This is a genomic window from Nonomuraea sp. NPDC049714 (assembly GCF_044465295.1).
In the GTDB taxonomy this organism is placed as follows: Bacteria; Actinomycetota; Actinomycetes; order Streptosporangiales; family Streptosporangiaceae; genus Nonomuraea.
Window position 1 is genome coordinate 264,218 of the sequence record NZ_JBITLM010000014.1, and the last position, 15,554, is coordinate 279,771.

The window sequence follows — 15,554 nt, forward strand, 5'->3', positions numbered from 1 at the left end:
ATAAGCTCGCCGCGTGATAGATACGCGGCGGCTGCGGACGCTGCGCGCGGTGGCCGACCACGGCACGGTGACCGCCGCGGCCGCCGCCCTGCACCTCACCCCGTCGGCGGTGTCGCAGCAGCTCGTGGCGCTGGAGCACGAGGTGGGCCACCGCCTGTTCGTGCGCGACGGCCGCGGCGTGCGCCTCACCGCCGTGGGCAAGATCATGCTCGGCCACACGAACGAGGTGCTCGCCCAGCTCGAACGCGCCGAGGCCGAGGTCGCCGCCTACAGCTCCGGCACGGCGGGCGAGGTGACCGTGGCCTGCTTCGCCACCGCGATCAGCGCCGTCCTCTCCCCCGCGATCACGTCGCTGCGTGCCGCCGCTCCCGGCCTTCAGGTACGGGTACGCGACGCCGAGGGGGACCAGAGCCTGACCATGTTGCTCGACGGCGAGGCCGACGCCGCGATCGCGGTGGAGTACCGGGGCGGCCCCGACGCGACCGACCGCCGCCTGTCCCGTCTGCCGCTGTACGCCGAGCCGTTCGACCTGGTGTTGCCCGAGGGGCACGCCCTGGCCGCCGCCCCGCTGTCGGCCTTCGGCGAGCAGACCTGGATCGGTCCCTATCCGGGCAATCCGGTGCACGACGTGATCGCCTTCGCCTGTGAGCAGGCGGGCTTCACGCCCCGCTTCGCGCACTGCTCCGACGACTTCCGCGCGGTGGTCGCCCTGGTCGGCGCCGGTTCAGGGGTGGCGCTGGTCCCCCGGCTCGCGCTGCGGGACATGGCCCTGTCGGGCGTGACCGTCCACCACACGCCCGGCCCCGAGCGCCGCGTCTTCGCCGCCGTCCGCCGTGGCGCGGACTCCCACCCCCTGCTGCGCCCCCTGCTCGACACCCTCCGCGACGTCGCCGGCTCCCTCGCCGCTACGCTCGCGCCACCCCGATGACCTCGCCGCTACGCGCGCGCCACCTCGATGACCTCGGCGAACCGGTCGTAGCGGGTCAACTCCTCCGCCACCGGCCCGAGCACGTACTCCTGCCCCACCTGCCCGATCGCCTCGTGCAGCGCCTTCGCCGCCCGGCGCGCCCGGCGGCGGCCCCCCAGCCAGGCGGCCAGCCTGGACAGCAACGCGACCAGCACCCCGGCCAGCGCGCCACCGGCCAGCAGCACCGTGGGCCAGGGCAGCTCCCCGGCGGTCGGCAGCGGGGGCTGCGGCAGCCTCAGATAGTCCATCGCGAGCAGCGCGCCCAGCCAGCCGCCCCCGGCCACCATGGAGGCGAACAGCAGCCACTGCAGCACGTTCACGGCCCGCCACCAGCGCGGCCTCCTGGTCTCCCGGAGTGAGGTCCGGCCGACGGCCCGGTCCACCGCGTCGGCCAGCTCCGCCTCCCGCGAGCGCGCCGCCCGCCGCACCGCCGCGCCCCACGCCCCCGGCAGGTCCGCCGCCGCCCCCTCGCCGACGTCCCTGATCGCGGTCTCCACCTGCGCTCGCTGTACGACCGAAGCGGCCGGGAGCGAGGTGTGCCCCACCACCTCCCCCTCGGACGAGCCGGCCGCCAGCCCGACCCGCAGCCTGCGCAGCGGATCGGGCCTGAACCTGCGGATCCACCGGGTGACGGGCCAGCCGGTGGCGACGACGGCCCGGTGCCGATGCCCCTTGCGCACGGCCTCCACCACCAGCGGCACCCCGGCCGCCTTCGACAGCGCCGCCGTGAGCGGCCGATCCAGCCGCCCCGTCCCCGGTCCGTCTGCCACCCGCACCAATTCCGCCCCCCGCCCGTCCGCCACCCGCACCGGCTCCGCCCCACCGGAGCCGGTCCCGGCCTCGCTCCCGTCCTGCTGGGCCGGTGCGGTGGCGGAGGCCAGGGTCAGGTGGTCGGCGGCGGTGACGACGTCGGCGGCCAGCCGGGCCGACCAGGACCGCCGCTCGCTCACCCGCTTCGCGAGCAGAGCCCGCAACTCGACCAGGCCCGCGCCGGTACGGGCGGAGACCCCGACGACGGGCACTCCCGTCAGCCCGTCCTCGTCGAGCAGCCGCCGCAGGTCGTCCAGGCACCGCGCGACGGCGGCCTCGGGCAGCCGGTCGATCTGGTTGAGCACCACCACCATCACGTCCTGGTGCCCGGCCAGCGGCCGCAGGTAGCGCTCGTGCACGGCGGCGTCGGCGTACTTCTGCGGATCCAGCACCCACACCAGCAGGTCGACCAGCTCCACCAGCCGGTCCACCTCCAGCCGGTGCGCGAGCCGGATGGAGTCGTGGTCGGGCAGGTCGAGCAGGACCAGCCCGGACAGGTCGGCGGAGGACGCGGAGTGCCGGCGCGGCACCTCCAGCCAGTCGAGCAGCGGACCGGCCCCCTCGCCGTCCCACAGCGCCGCCTGGGCGGTCGCCGTGGTGGGCCGGGTGACGCCGACGGCCGAGAGCTCGTCCCCGGCCAGCGTGTTGAACAGCGACGACTTCCCGCTGCCGGTGGCCCCGGCGAGCGCCGCCACGGTGTGCTCCACCGACAGCCGGCGGCGTACCCCCGCCCGTTCGGTCACTCCCCGCGCCGCGGCCACCGCCTCCGCGGGCAGTCGCCCGTCCGCCAGCTCGACCGCCTCCAGCAGCGCGGTCAGCCGCGAGTCCAGCGACGGCCCCTTCTTACGGCGCAGCAGCTTCACTCCGGCCCGCCCTCGGGTAGCTCAGCCTGATGGGTGCGGACCGAACGGGCGGACGCCCGCAGCAGGGCGGCGGTGTCCGGGGGTGGCTGGACGGCGTCCAGCAACGTGGTGTAGCGGACCGCCTCCTCCGCCATCAGCGCCCGTACCCGCTCCCGCAGGTCCTCCCGGGCCCGTACGGTGAGCGTGCGCACGGCCTGGTCGCCGAACACCGCCTCCAGCAGCTTCTGCGACAACACGCTGGTGCCTCCCGCGATGCCCACCTCGATCCCGGTCAGCCCGCCGGTGGAGGCGAAGACGGCCAGCATCAGCAGCACCCCGGCCCCGTTCACGCCGAACGACGCCAGCCGCGCCGTGGTCCGCCGGGACGCCCCTTCCTCCCGTACGAGATCGAGCACGTACTCCTGCCAGCCGCGCACCGCCGCCTCGGCCCGCTTGCCGAGGTCCGGGGAGGCGCGGCCGAGCCGGGCCCGTTCGACGGCGCCGACGCGGTCGAGCAGGCCGGGGCCGCCGGGTGCGGCGGACCAGCCGTCGAGGGCGCGTTCGGCGGCGCCGTCGGCCGCGCCCCTGATCAGCGCCTCGACGCCGCTCTCCAGCGCGTCGCGCAGCTGGATGCTGGGCGCCTGGCCGGTGAAGAAGCCGACCACCCGGTCACGCAGCCAGCCGACCCGGGTCTCCAGTGAGCGCATCAGGTCGCCGGTGCCGATGAAGTCCTGCCAGCGGGCCAGCACCTCGCCGCGCAGCAGCGATCCGTCGCGCATGCCCTCGTCGAAGTCGGCCATCGCGCCGGCGTAGGCGGCGGTCACGATGTCGTGCAGCCCGGCGAAGGCGGCCTCCTGCCGTTCGACGGCGTCGGCCAGCGCCGGCACCCGGACGGCCAGGCTGTCGAGCGTGCCGGAGAGGGTCTGGCGTACCACCCGGGAGCGTTCGACGGCGTCGGCGGCGAGCCCGGTGAGCCAGCCGGCGATGGGCGCCACCGACTCGGCGGGCAGCCGGGCCTTCTCGCTGGGCAGCGTGGCCTCGGGTACGGCGAACAGGCGGATGCCGTCGAGGCCGTTGTCGGCCAGGAGGCGTTCGAGGTCGCGGGTGACGGGCCCGGCGGCTTCGGGCGGCACCCGGTCGAGCACCAGGGCGAGCGCGGTGCTGCGTTCGCGGGCCGAGCGCAGGAAGCTCCACGGCACCTCGTCGGCGTAGCGGGCGGCGGTGGTGACGAACAGCCACAGGTCGGCGGCGGCCAGGAGCTGGGTGGCCAGCTCGCGGTTGGCGGTCACCACGGAGTCGATGTCGGGCGCGTCGAGCAGCGCCAGCCCGGCGCCGAGCGCCTCGGCCGTCACCACCCGCAGCGCTCCCACGCCGGTGCCGGTGGCGCGGGACATGCCGGGCAGCACGTTCGCGCCCATGAACCAGTCGCGATCGGCGGGGCTCACCACCAGGGTGGGCACCAGCGTGGTGGGGCGCAGCACGCCGGGCTCGGTGACGTCGGCGCCGACCAGGGAGTTGACCAGCGTGGACTTGCCCGCGCCGGTGGACCCGCCGACGACGGCGAGCAGCGGCGCGTCGATGGCGCGCAGCCGGGGCAGCAGATAGTCGTCGAGCTGCCCGGTCAGCTCCTTGAGCGCGCGCCGATCCGCGGCGGCCTCACCGACCGCCAGCGGGAACAGCTCCCGGTCCAGCGGCCGGCGCAGTCCTTCGAGCGCGCCCAACAGGTCCATACGGTCAAGCTAGCCCGCAGGAGGCTCCCTTAACACGTAACCGACGCTGCGCAGCGTGTGAATGAGTCGCGGCTCCACGTCGTCGACCTTGCGCCGCAGGTAGGAAACGTATGATTCGACCACTCCCGCGTCGCCGCCGAAGTCGTAGTTCCAGACGTGGTCGAGGATCTGCGCCTTGGACAGCACCCGCCCGGCGTTGGCCATGAAGTAGTGCAGCAGCTTGAACTCCGTCGGCGACAGCCGCACCGCCCGGCCGGCGCGCCACACCTCACGCGCCTCCTCGTCCAGCTCCAGGTCCGCGACCTTCAGCCGGTTCGCGGGCGCGCCCTCTCCTCTGGTACGGCGCAGCACCGCGCGGATCCTGGCCTGGACCTCCTCCAGGCTGAACGGCTTGGTGACGTAGTCGTCGCCCACCCGCAGCCCGGCGATCTTGTCCTCGGTGGCGTCACGGGCGGTCAGGAACAGCACCGGCGCGTCGAGGAGCTTGGCCACCTCGAAGCCGTCGAGGTCCGGCAGCATGACGTCGAGGACGACCAGATCCGGCTCGACCCGCTGCGCCACCTCGACGGCCTCGTGCCCGTCGGCGGCGGTGACCACCTCGAACCCGGAGAAGCGCAGGCTGGCAGAGAGCAGGTCTCTGATACTGGGCTCGTCGTCCACCACCATGATCAGCGCCTCGGGATCGGTCACGTACCCACAGTGACAAAGGCACCTGAGGAATTGCTGAAGGACTAATCCAAAGCGAGTGGGAGTTCCACCCGGAACGTCGCGCCCTCGCCCACCGCGCTCTTCGCCACCACGGTCCCGCCGTGCGCCCGCACCAGCGCCTGCACGATGGCCAGGCCGAGCCCGCTGCCCCGGTCCTCGCCCGACCTGCGGCGGGATCGGGCGGAGTCGGCCCGGTAGAAGCGCTCGAAGACCCGCTCGACCTGGTCGAGGGTGAGGCCGGGGCCCTTGTCCGCCACTTCGAGGAAGGCCGTCTCGTCGTCGGCTCCGACCCGGACGGTGATCGGGGTGCCGTCCTCGGTGTGGATGAGGGCGTTCGACATGAGGTTGCCGACGACCTGGCGCAGCCGTACCTCGTCACCGGAGACGATCAGGGCCGCTCCGCCGACGACGTCCAGCCCGATCTCGCGGGACGGCGAGAGGATCCGCGCGTCCTGCACGGCGTCGGCCGCCAGCGCCAGCATGTCCACCGGGCGCATCTTCAACGGCCTGGCCTGGTCCACCTGGGCGAGCAGCAGCAGGTCGTCGACCAGCAGGCCCATCCGGCCCGCGGCGCTCTCCACCCGGAGCATCAGCTCGGCGGTGTCGGCGTTCGGGTTCTGCCTGGCGTACTCGGCGAAGCCGCGGATCGAGGTGAGCGGGGTGCGCAGCTCGTGCGAGGCGTCGGTGACGAACTGGCGCATCCGGTCCTCCGACCGCCGGGCCGCCTCCTCGGACGCCGAGCGGGCCGCGAACGCGCTCTCGATCTGGGCCAGCATCCCGTTGAGCGCGCCGGCCAGCCGGCCCACCTCCGTGCGCGGGTCGCTGTCCGGCACCCTGCGGCTCAGCTCGCCGGCGGCGATGGTGCCGGCCGTGTGCTCGATCTCCGCCAGCGGCCGCATGCTGCGCCGGACGATGGTGACGCCCACGACGGCGAGGATGAGCACGATGCCGCCGCCGCCCAGCAGCTCGATGAGGACGAGCCGCCAGGTGATCTCGTTGACCTCTTCCAGGTCCGTGGCCACCACGAAGGTGCCCTGCGGCGTCGTGGTCTCCTTCACCCGCCAGGCGCCGTCGCCGTCGACGGCCGGCGCGGTGTAGATGCCCGGCCCCGGCGAGTCCTCCAGCACCGGCTTGGGCTTGATGTCGACGTCCCGGTCGCTCTGCGTCGGGGTGAGGCGGCCGGTGGAGTCCTTCATCAGCACGATCGTGTCGGACTCGATGAGCAGCGCCTTCTCCAGCGACCTCCTGCCCAGCCGGCGCCTGTCCTCGTCGTTGATCAGCCGTTTGTGCACGCGTACGGACACGAGGTTGACCTGGCTGTCGACGCGGTCGAGCAGGTAGCCGTTCAGAACCGAGACGCTGACCACGCCGATGAAGCTCATGCCGAGCCCGAGCAGCGCCAGCATCGACGTCATGAGCTTGACTCTGAGCGGCAGGCCGCTCAACCCGGCCACTACGCGCCCGGCGGGAGTCGCAGGACGTAGCCGACGCCGCGCAGCGTGTGGATGAGCCGGGGGCTGCGGTTGTCGATCTTACGGCGGAGCACGGAGACGTAGGACTCGACGATGCCGACCTCGCCCCGGAAGTCGTAGTCCCAGACGTGGTCCAGGATCTGCGGCTTGGACAGCACCCGGCCCGCGTTCGTCATGAAGTAGCGCAGCAGCTTGAACTCGGTGGGCGACAGCGCGACCGGGTGGCCGCCCCGCCACACCTCGTGGCTCTCCTCGTCCAGCTCGATGTCGGCGAAGGTGAGCCTGGGCGGCGGCGGTTGCGTCTCCCCGCTGGTGCGCCGGAGCACCGCGTGGATCCGGGCGACGACCTCCTCCAGGCTGAACGGCTTGGTCACGTAGTCGTCACCGCCGATCGTCAGGCCGCGGATCTTGTCCTCGGTCTCGTCACGGGCGGTGAGGAACACCACGGGGGTACGGATGCCGCCGCCGCGCATCCGCCGGACGATCTCGAAACCGTCCAGGTCGGGCAGCATGACGTCGAGCACGACGAGGTCCGGCCGCTGCCGCTGGACGGTGGCCACGGCGTCCATGCCGCTCTTGGCGGTGGACACGTCGAAGCCCGCGAACCTCAGGCTCGCGGCGAGGAGTTCGAGAATGTTCTGGTCGTCTTCGACGATCAGGAGTCGCGCTTCCATCACCACCAAGGATGCACTCATCGGACGGGTGCTGGGACAATTCCGGCGATGTGCCGGGCGATGGCCAGGCTGGACGTGGCCGCCGGTGAGGGGGCGTTGCGCACCAGCACCACACTGCCGTGCACGTCCACCGCGAAGTCGTCGACCAGCCCGCCGTCCCGCGCGACGGCCTGCGCGCGCACGCCGCCTTCGGCGCGCCGCAGGTCGGCGGCGGTGAGCTCGGGTACGTAGCGCCGCGCCGCCTTGAGGAACGCGCCCTTGACCAGCGAGCCGTAGACCTCCTTGACGCCGGTACGCCAGTGCCGCCGGGCCATGCGGAGGGTGCCGGGCCAGCGGATAATTGCCGGAAAATTACTGAAATTTTGCCATCTGTAGCCTTCGTAGGCGGTGGCGAGCACCGCGTTCGGCCCCACCAGCACCTCACCGTCGATGTGCCTGGTCAGGTGTACGCCCAGGAACGGATAGCGCGGATCGGGCACCGGGTAGATCAGCCCCCGCACCAGCTCCCTGGCATTTCCGTCGAGCGCGTAGTATTCACCCCTGAACGGCACGATCCGCACATCCCCCGGCATCCCGGCCATCCTGGCGACCGCGTCGGTGCCCAGTCCCGCGCACACCACCAGCCGGTCGAAGCCGAACCTCCGCCGCCCCGCCACCACCTCGACGCCACCGGCGGTCTCCCTGATGCCGTGGACCGCGTGCTCAAGCCGTACCGAACCGCCGAACTCCGCGACGTCGAGCGCGAGCCGGCGCGCGACCGCCGGGAAGTCGGTGATCGCCGTGCGCGGCGAGTGAATCGCGCCGACGCCGACCGCGTGCGGCTCGATCTCGCGCAGCCCCAGCCCGTCAAGCTCGGCGAGGTCCGGCACGCCGTTGGCCCTGGCCCGCTCGGCCAGCGCGGCCAGCAGCGGCCGCTCGGCCGGCGTGCTCGCCACCACCAGCTTGCCGACCTCGTCGTACGGCAGCGCGTGCTGGGCGCAGTAGGCCTTGAGCAGGGCCACGCCCTCGCGGCAGAGCCTGGCCTTGAGCGAGCCGGGCGGGTAGTAGATGCCCGCGTGCACGACGCCGCTGTTGTGGCCGGTCTGGTGCGCGCCGACGCGGGCCTCCTTGTCCAGCACGGTGACCTCGGCACCCCGCGTCACGGCCAGCTCACGAGCGACCGCCAGGCCGACGATCCCGGCCCCCACGATCCCGATCTTCTCCGTCACCAGGCCAGTGTGCCCGCGCATTCAGCCCTCGACCACCACAAGGCGCCCGAAGCGGTGTCTTCCACCACCACTGGGCGGGCGAATCGAACATGAGTACGATGGATTCATGTATGTCCCGCCAGAATGGCCTGCGGAGGTCCGGCCGCCCAGCGTCCCCGACTGGGAGGCCTCGGCCGTGGCCTGGCTGCTCGACGCGGTCCCGCCGGACTACCGAGCCTACGAGGTGCTGCGCCGCCACCCGATCGCCCTGGCCAGGATGGCGAACCACCACGTCAACTCGGCCATCGAGGCGGCCCGCACCGGCTATCGGCGGGCGGCGGTCGACCTCAAGGGCCACCTCCCGCCGCACGCCATCGAGGCCGTTCTGGACACCTACCGGGAGGAAGGGCCCCGGCTGGTACGCCTGTCCCGCTCCATCTCCGTGGTCGAGCAGGCTCTGCGCGGCGACATGTTCACCGCCACCATGCGCCGCCCGTGACCGTCGCCTTGCTCCTGGGAAACTTCGCGCCGGGAGGTGTCGTATCGGGGCCTGCCCCGATCGTCGTGCTGGTGAAGGGCCCGGATGGCGCCGCACCGGGCACGATCGACCAGGAAGACAGGGAGCACGATCATGAATCCGACGCTCAACACGATCGACGTCGTGGTGTCCGACCTCCAGGCGTCGATGGCCTTCTACGCCCACCTCGGGCTGGAGTTCAAGCTCGACGAGCACTCGCCCGAGCACGCCGGCTGCGATCTCCCCGGCGGGCTGCACGTGATGCTCGACACCGAGAGCTTCCGCACCCCGTTCCTGCCCGGCTGGACCAAGCCGTCCGGAGGGCCGCGTACCCTGCTGTGCTTCGAGTTCGACACCCCGGCAGGGGTGGACGCCAAGTACGCCGAGCTCCTCCAGGCCGGCTATCACGGGATCGCCGAGCCGTTCGACGCCTTCTGGGGGATGCGCTACGCCACGGTGGCCGACCCGGACGGGTGCGGCGTCGACCTGTACGCCACGCTCCCGTCCAGCTGAGCGTGCCTGGGTACATCATTCGGCGAGCGGGAGGAAGCAGAGCATGAAGTATGTGCTGATGTTCATCGAGACCGAGCAGTTCGCCCAGCAACTGGAGGCGATGGGCGAGCTGGAGCAGCGCCAGGCATATGAGGCGGTGGGCCGGTGGTTCGCCGAGAACGCCGAGGTGATCACGCACCATACGCATCTGGCGCCGGTGCACACCGCCACCACGTTGCGTCTGGACGGCGCCGAGCCGGTGGTCACCGACGGGCCGTTCGTGGAGGGCAAGGAGGTGGTGAGCGGGTTCGCCGAGGTCGAGGTGGCCGATCTCGACGAGGCGCTGAAGCTGGCCCGCTCCTGGCCGGCGTGCCCGATCGTGGAGATCCGCCCCGCCTCATGACCGGCACGGCAGACCGGCACCCACCCGCCGGCGACCCCGCCGGCGGGCCGCCCGGCCACGCCCGGGGCCTCGACGGCGACAGCGGGCGGGTGCTGGCCCAGGTGGTGCGCGAGCACGCGAGCCGGCTGGCGGCGAGCCTGATCTCGCTGCTGGGCGACTTCTCCGCCGCCGAGGACCTGGTACAGGACGCGGTGGAGACCGCGCTGCGCCGCTGGCCTGTCGAGGGCATCCCGGAGCGGCCGCAGGCGTGGCTGTACACGGTGGCGCGCAGGCGTGGCCTGGATGTGCTGCGGCGCGAGTCGAACTTCCGGGCCAAGCTGGCCCAGCTGCACCGGCTGGAGCCGCAGGCGGCCGATGACCGGCTGCGGCTGATCTTCACCTGCTGCCACCCGGCGCTCGCCCCGGCGGCGCGGATCGCGCTGACGCTGCGGGTGGTGTGCGGCCTGTCGACCGGGCAGATCGCCGCGGCGTTCGTGGTGCCCGAGACCACGGTGGCGCAGCGCATCACCCGGGCGAAGAAGAAGATCGGCCAGGCCGGCATCCCCTACCGTGTCCCCGCCCAGGAGGAGCTGCCGGAGCGGTTGCGCTCGGTGCTGGCGGTCGTCTACCTGCTGTTCAACGAGGGCTACCTGTCCAGCACGCCCGAGCGGGCCCAGGCGCGCGACCTGGTCGACGACGCCGAATGGCTGGCCGCCCTGCTGGCGGGTCTGGCGCCGGGGGAGCCGGAGGTGGCCGGGCTGCTGGCGCTGATCCGGCTGCACCGGGCGCGCGGCCCCGCCCGCTTCGACGAGCGCGGCCGACTGGTGCTGCTGGCCGATCAGGACCGCTCCCGGTGGGATCATCAGGCGATCGAGCAGGCGATCGCCCTGCTGACCCGCGCGGCCCATACGCATCGGCGGCCGGGGCCGTACCAGCTACAGGCGGCGATCGCGGCCTGTCACGCGGAGGCGACCTCCTTCGAGCGGACCGACTGGGCGCAGATCCTGGTGCTCTATGACATGCTGGCGCACCTGGCCCCTTCGCCGATCACCCGGCTGCACCGGGCCATCGCCCTGCGCCAGGTGCACGGCGCCGCTGCGGCGCTGGCCGAAGTGGACGCTCTGGAGCACGACCTGGCCTGCTACGCGCTCTGGCACGCCACCCGCGCCGAGCTGCTGCGCGAGCTGGGCGAGGCCGAGCGGGCACGGGCCTGCGACGAGCGGGCGCTGGCGCTGACGGCCAACCCCGCCCAGCAGGCGCTGCTGGCCGAGCGGCTCACCTGGAGCTGACCCTCGGCCGGACCGTCAGGGCACGTCCGGGTTCCGCGTGGCGGGCCTGGCCGCCGACCAGACGTGCAGGTGGGCCGCCAGTTGACATGTTCACCACCGCCATGCGTCGTCAACCTGGGCATGACGCTGGTCCGGCTGGTGGTCGAGTTGGCTCGCCAGGTCGTCCGGGTTCGCACCGATCAGGGCGTACAAGTAACCCTGCGCGAACTGCTCGGGAGTCGGCACGCGCTTCCTGACCGCCGCAGTCCCCCAGCACAGGGGGTAGATGTGCCACTCCCGGCCGTACCTCGCTTCGAGCTCTTCGCAGTTCATGGCCTGTAGCCCGGGATCAGCGCGGCGGCCTTGTCCGGCGAGTCTCCGGGAACCAGCGTCACCCTGTCGGGGAGGACAACGTCTTTCTCCCCGGCCTGGGCGACCTCCACGATGTACGCGCTGGACCGTGGCGCTATTCGCACGGTGGCGACGCGCCACCCTTGAGGAGAGAAGACCAGCAGCTCCGGCGGATACCGGACCAGAGAACTCGTGGGCTGCAGGGGAAACCTTGACGACCTGAGCGTGAGCTTGAGCCATTCGACCACCTGGCTGCGCATTCCGCGCCTGGCCAGCAGTTCCCGTAGCTTGGCCAGCGCTTCGTCATGCCGGCCCGCGACGACGTCGCTGATCGGCTCGCGGACAGGGTTCGCTCGGCCCTCTTCGGCTGTTCTTCCCACCAGTTCCTGAAGCATCCGGTTGTCTCCATCGGCTCAGCGCACTCCGGGTGCGGTGATGTCCTTCCCGGTTGGGTGACCATGGTTACGACCGGTTTCTGGTAACACCAGCAAGGGAATTGCTTAGAGCAATAGAGACATAGAGAAGAGATTGCTTTCAGCTATACGCTCACGTCATGGACGTTCGCACTTTCCCAGATGCCCTCAAAGCGATCATGGCGCAGCGGGGATGGACGCAGGCTGGTCTTGCACGGGAACTAGGCGTGTCACAGACCTGGGTCAGTCATGTGTCCAGAGGACTCAGGGACACAACGACTGCCAGGGTAACCGCCCTGCTCGCCCGCGTTGGCTGGGAAGTCCGAATGTCTCCAGCAACGGAGGAGCCTGTGGAACGCCGGGAATTTCTCGTATCCGCCGCGTCCGTATTCGTACCGTCTACTAACAAGAACCCCTACCAAGACCCTAGCTATGTAAGCACCTTGGCCGAAAGCCTGGCACGGAACCGCTACGAATGCGGCGGCATACCTCTCGCCTCTCGCGCGCTGAGCCACGTCAAGAACGTTGACAAGGTGGCCGACATATCCGGGAGCCAGCTCCAGAGAGCCGTCTCCGAGATGGTGTATCAAGCCACGTTGGTGCTGTACGACGCCGGGAAACTCGCGCATGCCGAGCGCACAGGCATGCTCGCCCTCGAGCTCGCGCACCGCGCCGCCGACACCGGTGCGGAGGCCCACGCTCTGGAGAGCCTGAGCCGCGTCGCCCTCTACCGTGGCGATGCCGCCAGGGCCATCATGTATGCCCGTCGAGGGCTGAACCTCCCGGACCTTCCACCCAGCAGGGCGGCATCGCTGGCCATGCGGCTCGGTCGTTCGCTCGCACGCATACCGGAAAACGCCAGAGCGGCCAGAGACACCCTCGACAGGGCACTCAACGTTGACGGCTTGTCGCCGTTCACCGAGGCGGCCATTGTGGGCGATGTCGCCATAGGTCTCAGCAGGCTCGGCCGCTATGACGAGGCAGGCTCCCTCCTAAGACGGGCAGCGGACGACATAGGAAAATATTCACCACTTTTCCGGGCTCAATACATCGGCCGCCAAGTACAGACGGCAATAAAGGCCGCTGACCCTGGCCTCGCAGCTGATCGGATCGCGCTGCTGACAAGGGCAGTGCCCTTCATATCATCAGCACGGGTAAATAAGCGCGTGGCGGACATTCTTCGCGAGTCAGCCAAATGGCAGAACGTACCCGAAGTCAGGGAAGCCCGGCAGCATCTTAAAACGGTCTCCTCTGAGCTACCTGCCTCTTGACGCCAATAAACTTTTGTGCGTAGTCATACGTAGGCATGCATCTCATGCGCCCCCGTGGCAATCTCCGTCCAGGAAATTCCAAAAACGGAGGTCCTCGAATGTCCAACGCGCAACTCACCATGCCTTGGGGCCTGACCCGAGCCACCCGTCTCCACACGCTCACCCCCACGCCCTACGCCACGGTTCAGCTCGACCCCGCCACTCAGGTCACGCGCTTTCTCGACGACAAACTGAGGATGGTGGACATGGGCACCTTCGCAACGGTGACCCAGTCCAGGCCGCATGACGGCGCAACGAACGCGCCCCAATCGGCGGACGACTCCAACACCGACCAGAAGTAGCAGAATGCAGTCCCCGCAGAGCACCGTCATAGTGATCACATCGGCGGAGGACGTAACCGCCAACCTGGTGATCATGGCGCTCAACGAGCGTCGCGGCGTGCAGGTTGCGCGCGTAGACCCCGCTGACATCGGGGATGCGTTGTCGTTCGACGCACATATGGGTCCAGAGCTCGGCCAGTGGTCAGGCCGGCTCCACACGCCGAGCCGTGACGTCGCATTGGACGAGGTCGGGGCGGTGTACTACCGCCGCCCCAGCTCTTTCTCCAGTCGCTTCACTCACCTAGCGGATAGGAGTTCGCCGTCACCGAGGCCTGGCATGGACTTGGCGGTGTCCTCTATAACCTGCGCGGTGCCGCGTACGTCAACCATCCCAGCGCGATCAACCGGGCGGACTTCAAGCCTGCCCAGCTTCAAACAGCCGCCCAGCTCCGCATGGCCGTACCACGAACCTTGATCACCAACGACGCGGCGCGGGCACGAGAGTTCGCTGCCGAGCACGGCCCGATCATCTACAAGTCTTTCCGTGGGGCTCCACATGCCTCGGACGGTCAGGTCGCGGCGATATGGACCCAGCCGGTCGCCGAGCATGAGATCGATGACTCGGTCACGATGACCGCGCACATGTTTCAGGCGCAGGTCCTCAAGAACGCTGACGCCAGGGTGACCATGATCGGCCGGAAGGTGTTCGCGTACCGGATCACAACTCCTGACGGCGCGCTGGACTGGCGTCGAGGAGACTGGGGCGCGCTGGTTCACGAACCGGTCGACGTGCCCAAGCCGATCGAGGCAGCTCTGCACGCCTATCTCGACACCTTCGGCCTGGCCTTCGGCTGCTTCGACTTCGCGATCGAAGCAGAGACCGGACAATGGGTCTTCATCGAATGCAACCCCAACGGGCAGTGGGCTTGGCTGCCCGGCGCCGAGGCGATGGCTCAGGCCTTCGCTGACAAGATCCTAGAAGGATGGTGGTCGTGACCACTGCCGCACGCTTCCGCCGAGCGCTGGCGGAGAGCATCAAGTCTCCCGATTGGCGCGAGGCTCTGGAGGCGGTGCCCCGCGCGATCTTCCTGGGAGATGCCGTCTACAGACACGACCCTCATCTCGGCTGGGTACCCACGCATCGCACAGAGATGACCAGCGAAGAGTGGCTCGCCTTGGCGTACGAGGACGAGACCTGGGTGACCCAGATCGACGGGGTGCTCGCGGAGGACGCGACCGAGCCCGTCACGATCCTGCGGCCCACCTCATCATCCACGCAACCGAGCCTGGTCGTACGAATGCTCGACGTTGCGGGCATCCGCGAAGGGGACACGGTTCTGGAGATAGGCACGGGTACCGGCTACTCCACGGCGCTGATGTGCCACCGCCTGGGCACGTCGTCGGTGACATCCATCGAGTACGACCCTGTGATCGCGACTCGTGCGAGGCGAGCCATCAACGAGGCCGGCTACGCGCCCACGCTCATCGAGGGCGATGGGCTGCTGGGTCATGAGAGCAATGCTCCCTATGATCGGCTGATCGCCACATGCGCAGTACGAACCATTCCGCCGGCCTGGCTCCGGCAGGTCAGGAATGGAGGAACCGTCACGGCGCCCATGCTCGGCTGGCTGGGCGGAGTCGCGTTCGCCCATCTCCACGTCAGCGAGGACGGCACTGCAAGCGGCCGATTCCGCGAGGATGACGTCTACTTCATGCCTGCACGGGCACACGCCGCGCCTCCACGGTCTACCTTGCAGATGGGCATCGGCGAAGTCGGTCATAGCGAGGTCGACCCAGCAAACCTGAAGGACGATACGGCGCTCTTCGTGGCCCAACTCGCCATCCCGCGGGCCCACCACGGGTGGGCCGAGGACATCTTGGTCCTGCATGACGTGATCGCCGGCTCCCAGGCCGACATCCGCCCATCGCCCGGCGGTGGCTGGGTGGTCCATCAGCACGGGCCACACCGCTTGTGGGACCAGGTAGAGGAGATCATCCTGACTTGGATGGAGGCAGGCCGACCCCACCAGTCGGGCTTCGGCCTCACCGTGACATCAGAAGATCAGCGCGTCTGGCTCGGCGACCCTGACGGGCCGAGCTGGCAACTACCGCCATACGAACCCTGCGCCTGATGCGGAGGCAATAGCCGA

17 protein-coding genes are annotated in these 15,554 nt (G+C 70.3%); 9 read left to right on the plus strand and 8 right to left on the minus strand.

What is annotated here, in order from left to right; translation table 11 throughout:
• The first annotated feature begins 13 nt into the window (after positions 1–13).
• On the plus strand, positions 14–928 hold the full coding sequence (locus tag ACIBQX_RS41525) for a LysR family transcriptional regulator (RefSeq protein ID WP_397014585.1): 915 nt from the start codon (positions 14–16) through the stop codon (positions 926–928).
• 8 nt (positions 929–936) lie between these two features.
• Here ACIBQX_RS41525 and ACIBQX_RS41530 read toward each other — a convergent pair whose 3' ends face one another.
• From ACIBQX_RS41530 to lhgO, 6 genes are all read right to left on the minus strand, one after another.
• The gene (locus tag ACIBQX_RS41530; protein ID WP_397014587.1) at positions 937–2,640 is read right to left on the minus strand and encodes a GTPase family protein; all 1,704 of its coding nucleotides are present in this window, start codon (positions 2,638–2,640) and stop codon (positions 937–939) included.
• A complete protein-coding gene (locus ACIBQX_RS41535; protein ID WP_397014589.1) occupies positions 2,637–4,349 on the minus strand; it encodes an ABC transporter in 1,713 nt (570 codons plus the stop codon). Before ACIBQX_RS41535 ends, ACIBQX_RS41530 begins: the two co-directional genes overlap by 4 nt.
• Before the next feature lie 9 nt (positions 4,350–4,358).
• Positions 4,359–5,015, minus strand: a complete 657-nt coding sequence (locus tag ACIBQX_RS41540; protein ID WP_397014683.1) for a response regulator transcription factor — start codon at positions 5,013–5,015, stop codon at positions 4,359–4,361.
• A gap of 65 nt (positions 5,016–5,080) precedes the next feature.
• The gene (locus ACIBQX_RS41545; RefSeq protein ID WP_397014591.1) at positions 5,081–6,472 is read right to left on the minus strand and encodes a sensor histidine kinase; all 1,392 of its coding nucleotides are present in this window, start codon (positions 6,470–6,472) and stop codon (positions 5,081–5,083) included.
• A gap of 38 nt (positions 6,473–6,510) precedes the next feature.
• Entirely contained in the window at positions 6,511–7,203 is a 693-nt protein-coding gene (locus ACIBQX_RS41550; protein WP_397014593.1) for a response regulator transcription factor, read from the minus strand.
• Positions 7,204–7,220: 17 nt separating this feature from the next.
• Complete coding sequence (gene lhgO, locus ACIBQX_RS41555; protein WP_397014595.1) at positions 7,221–8,432, minus strand: L-2-hydroxyglutarate oxidase; 1,212 nt, start codon at positions 8,430–8,432, stop codon at positions 7,221–7,223.
• Between the two features lie 85 nt (positions 8,433–8,517).
• Here lhgO and ACIBQX_RS41560 point away from each other — a divergent pair, with 85 nt between their 5' ends.
• From ACIBQX_RS41560 to ACIBQX_RS41575, 4 genes are all read left to right on the plus strand, one after another.
• Complete coding sequence (locus ACIBQX_RS41560) at positions 8,518–8,889, plus strand: hypothetical protein (protein WP_397014597.1); 372 nt, start codon at positions 8,518–8,520, stop codon at positions 8,887–8,889.
• Between the two features lie 132 nt (positions 8,890–9,021).
• Complete coding sequence (locus ACIBQX_RS41565; protein WP_397014599.1) at positions 9,022–9,420, plus strand: VOC family protein; 399 nt, start codon at positions 9,022–9,024, stop codon at positions 9,418–9,420.
• A 43-nt stretch (positions 9,421–9,463) separates the two neighbouring features.
• Positions 9,464–9,802: a YciI family protein gene (locus tag ACIBQX_RS41570; protein ID WP_397014601.1), complete on the plus strand. Its 339-nt coding sequence runs from the start codon at positions 9,464–9,466 to the stop codon at positions 9,800–9,802.
• Entirely contained in the window at positions 9,799–11,070 is a 1,272-nt protein-coding gene (locus tag ACIBQX_RS41575) for an RNA polymerase sigma factor (RefSeq protein WP_397014603.1), read from the plus strand. The genes ACIBQX_RS41570 and ACIBQX_RS41575 overlap by 4 nt, the downstream gene beginning before the upstream one ends.
• A gap of 90 nt (positions 11,071–11,160) precedes the next feature.
• Here the strand turns inward: ACIBQX_RS41575 and ACIBQX_RS41580 are convergent, their stop codons facing one another.
• Complete coding sequence (locus ACIBQX_RS41580; protein WP_397014605.1) at positions 11,161–11,382, minus strand: hypothetical protein; 222 nt, start codon at positions 11,380–11,382, stop codon at positions 11,161–11,163.
• Complete coding sequence (locus tag ACIBQX_RS41585) at positions 11,379–11,795, minus strand: hypothetical protein (RefSeq protein ID WP_397014607.1); 417 nt, start codon at positions 11,793–11,795, stop codon at positions 11,379–11,381. Before ACIBQX_RS41585 ends, ACIBQX_RS41580 begins: the two co-directional genes overlap by 4 nt.
• A gap of 158 nt (positions 11,796–11,953) precedes the next feature.
• Between ACIBQX_RS41585 and ACIBQX_RS41590 the strand changes: the two genes are divergently transcribed.
• The 4 genes from ACIBQX_RS41590 (at position 11,954) to tgmC (ending at position 15,536) form a co-directional block, all read left to right on the plus strand.
• Positions 11,954–13,084, plus strand: coding sequence for a helix-turn-helix domain-containing protein (locus ACIBQX_RS41590; RefSeq protein ID WP_397014609.1), 1,131 nt, complete (start codon positions 11,954–11,956; stop codon positions 13,082–13,084).
• A 98-nt stretch (positions 13,085–13,182) separates the two neighbouring features.
• Positions 13,183–13,425, plus strand: coding sequence for a putative ATP-grasp-modified RiPP (tgmA, locus tag ACIBQX_RS41595; RefSeq protein WP_397014611.1), 243 nt, complete (start codon positions 13,183–13,185; stop codon positions 13,423–13,425).
• Positions 13,426–13,875: 450 nt separating this feature from the next.
• Positions 13,876–14,400 (plus strand): hypothetical protein, encoded by a 525-nt coding sequence (locus tag ACIBQX_RS41600; RefSeq protein ID WP_397014613.1) that lies wholly within the window; start codon positions 13,876–13,878, stop codon positions 14,398–14,400.
• Complete coding sequence (tgmC, locus tag ACIBQX_RS41605; RefSeq protein ID WP_397014615.1) at positions 14,388–15,536, plus strand: ATP-grasp peptide maturase system methyltransferase; 1,149 nt, start codon at positions 14,388–14,390, stop codon at positions 15,534–15,536. The genes ACIBQX_RS41600 and tgmC overlap by 13 nt, the downstream gene beginning before the upstream one ends.
• The last annotated feature ends 18 nt before the right edge of the window (positions 15,537–15,554 follow it).

Excerpts from the sequence above, each read along its gene's own strand:
- ACIBQX_RS41535 (WP_397014589.1), bottom strand. The coding sequence starts at position 4,349 with ATGGACCTGTTGGGCGCGCTCGAAGGACTGCGCCGGCCGCTGGACCGG.
- ACIBQX_RS41540 (WP_397014683.1), bottom strand. The coding sequence starts at position 5,015 with ATGGTGGTGGACGACGAGCCCAGTATCAGAGACCTGCTCTCTGCCAGC.
- ACIBQX_RS41545 (WP_397014591.1), bottom strand. The coding sequence starts at position 6,472 with ATGACGTCGATGCTGGCGCTGCTCGGGCTCGGCATGAGCTTCATCGGC.
- ACIBQX_RS41550 (WP_397014593.1), bottom strand. The coding sequence starts at position 7,203 with ATGGAAGCGCGACTCCTGATCGTCGAAGACGACCAGAACATTCTCGAA.
- lhgO (WP_397014595.1), bottom strand. The coding sequence starts at position 8,432 with ATGCGCGGGCACACTGGCCTGGTGACGGAGAAGATCGGGATCGTGGGG.
- ACIBQX_RS41560 (WP_397014597.1), top strand. The coding sequence starts at position 8,518 with ATGTATGTCCCGCCAGAATGGCCTGCGGAGGTCCGGCCGCCCAGCGTC.
- ACIBQX_RS41565 (WP_397014599.1), top strand. The coding sequence starts at position 9,022 with ATGAATCCGACGCTCAACACGATCGACGTCGTGGTGTCCGACCTCCAG.
- ACIBQX_RS41570 (WP_397014601.1), top strand. The coding sequence starts at position 9,464 with ATGAAGTATGTGCTGATGTTCATCGAGACCGAGCAGTTCGCCCAGCAA.
- ACIBQX_RS41575 (WP_397014603.1), top strand. The coding sequence starts at position 9,799 with ATGACCGGCACGGCAGACCGGCACCCACCCGCCGGCGACCCCGCCGGC.
- ACIBQX_RS41580 (WP_397014605.1), bottom strand. The coding sequence starts at position 11,382 with ATGAACTGCGAAGAGCTCGAAGCGAGGTACGGCCGGGAGTGGCACATC.
- ACIBQX_RS41585 (WP_397014607.1), bottom strand. The coding sequence starts at position 11,795 with ATGCTTCAGGAACTGGTGGGAAGAACAGCCGAAGAGGGCCGAGCGAAC.
- ACIBQX_RS41590 (WP_397014609.1), top strand. The coding sequence starts at position 11,954 with ATGGACGTTCGCACTTTCCCAGATGCCCTCAAAGCGATCATGGCGCAG.
- tgmA (WP_397014611.1), top strand. The coding sequence starts at position 13,183 with ATGTCCAACGCGCAACTCACCATGCCTTGGGGCCTGACCCGAGCCACC.
- tgmC (WP_397014615.1), top strand. The coding sequence starts at position 14,388 with ATGGTGGTCGTGACCACTGCCGCACGCTTCCGCCGAGCGCTGGCGGAG.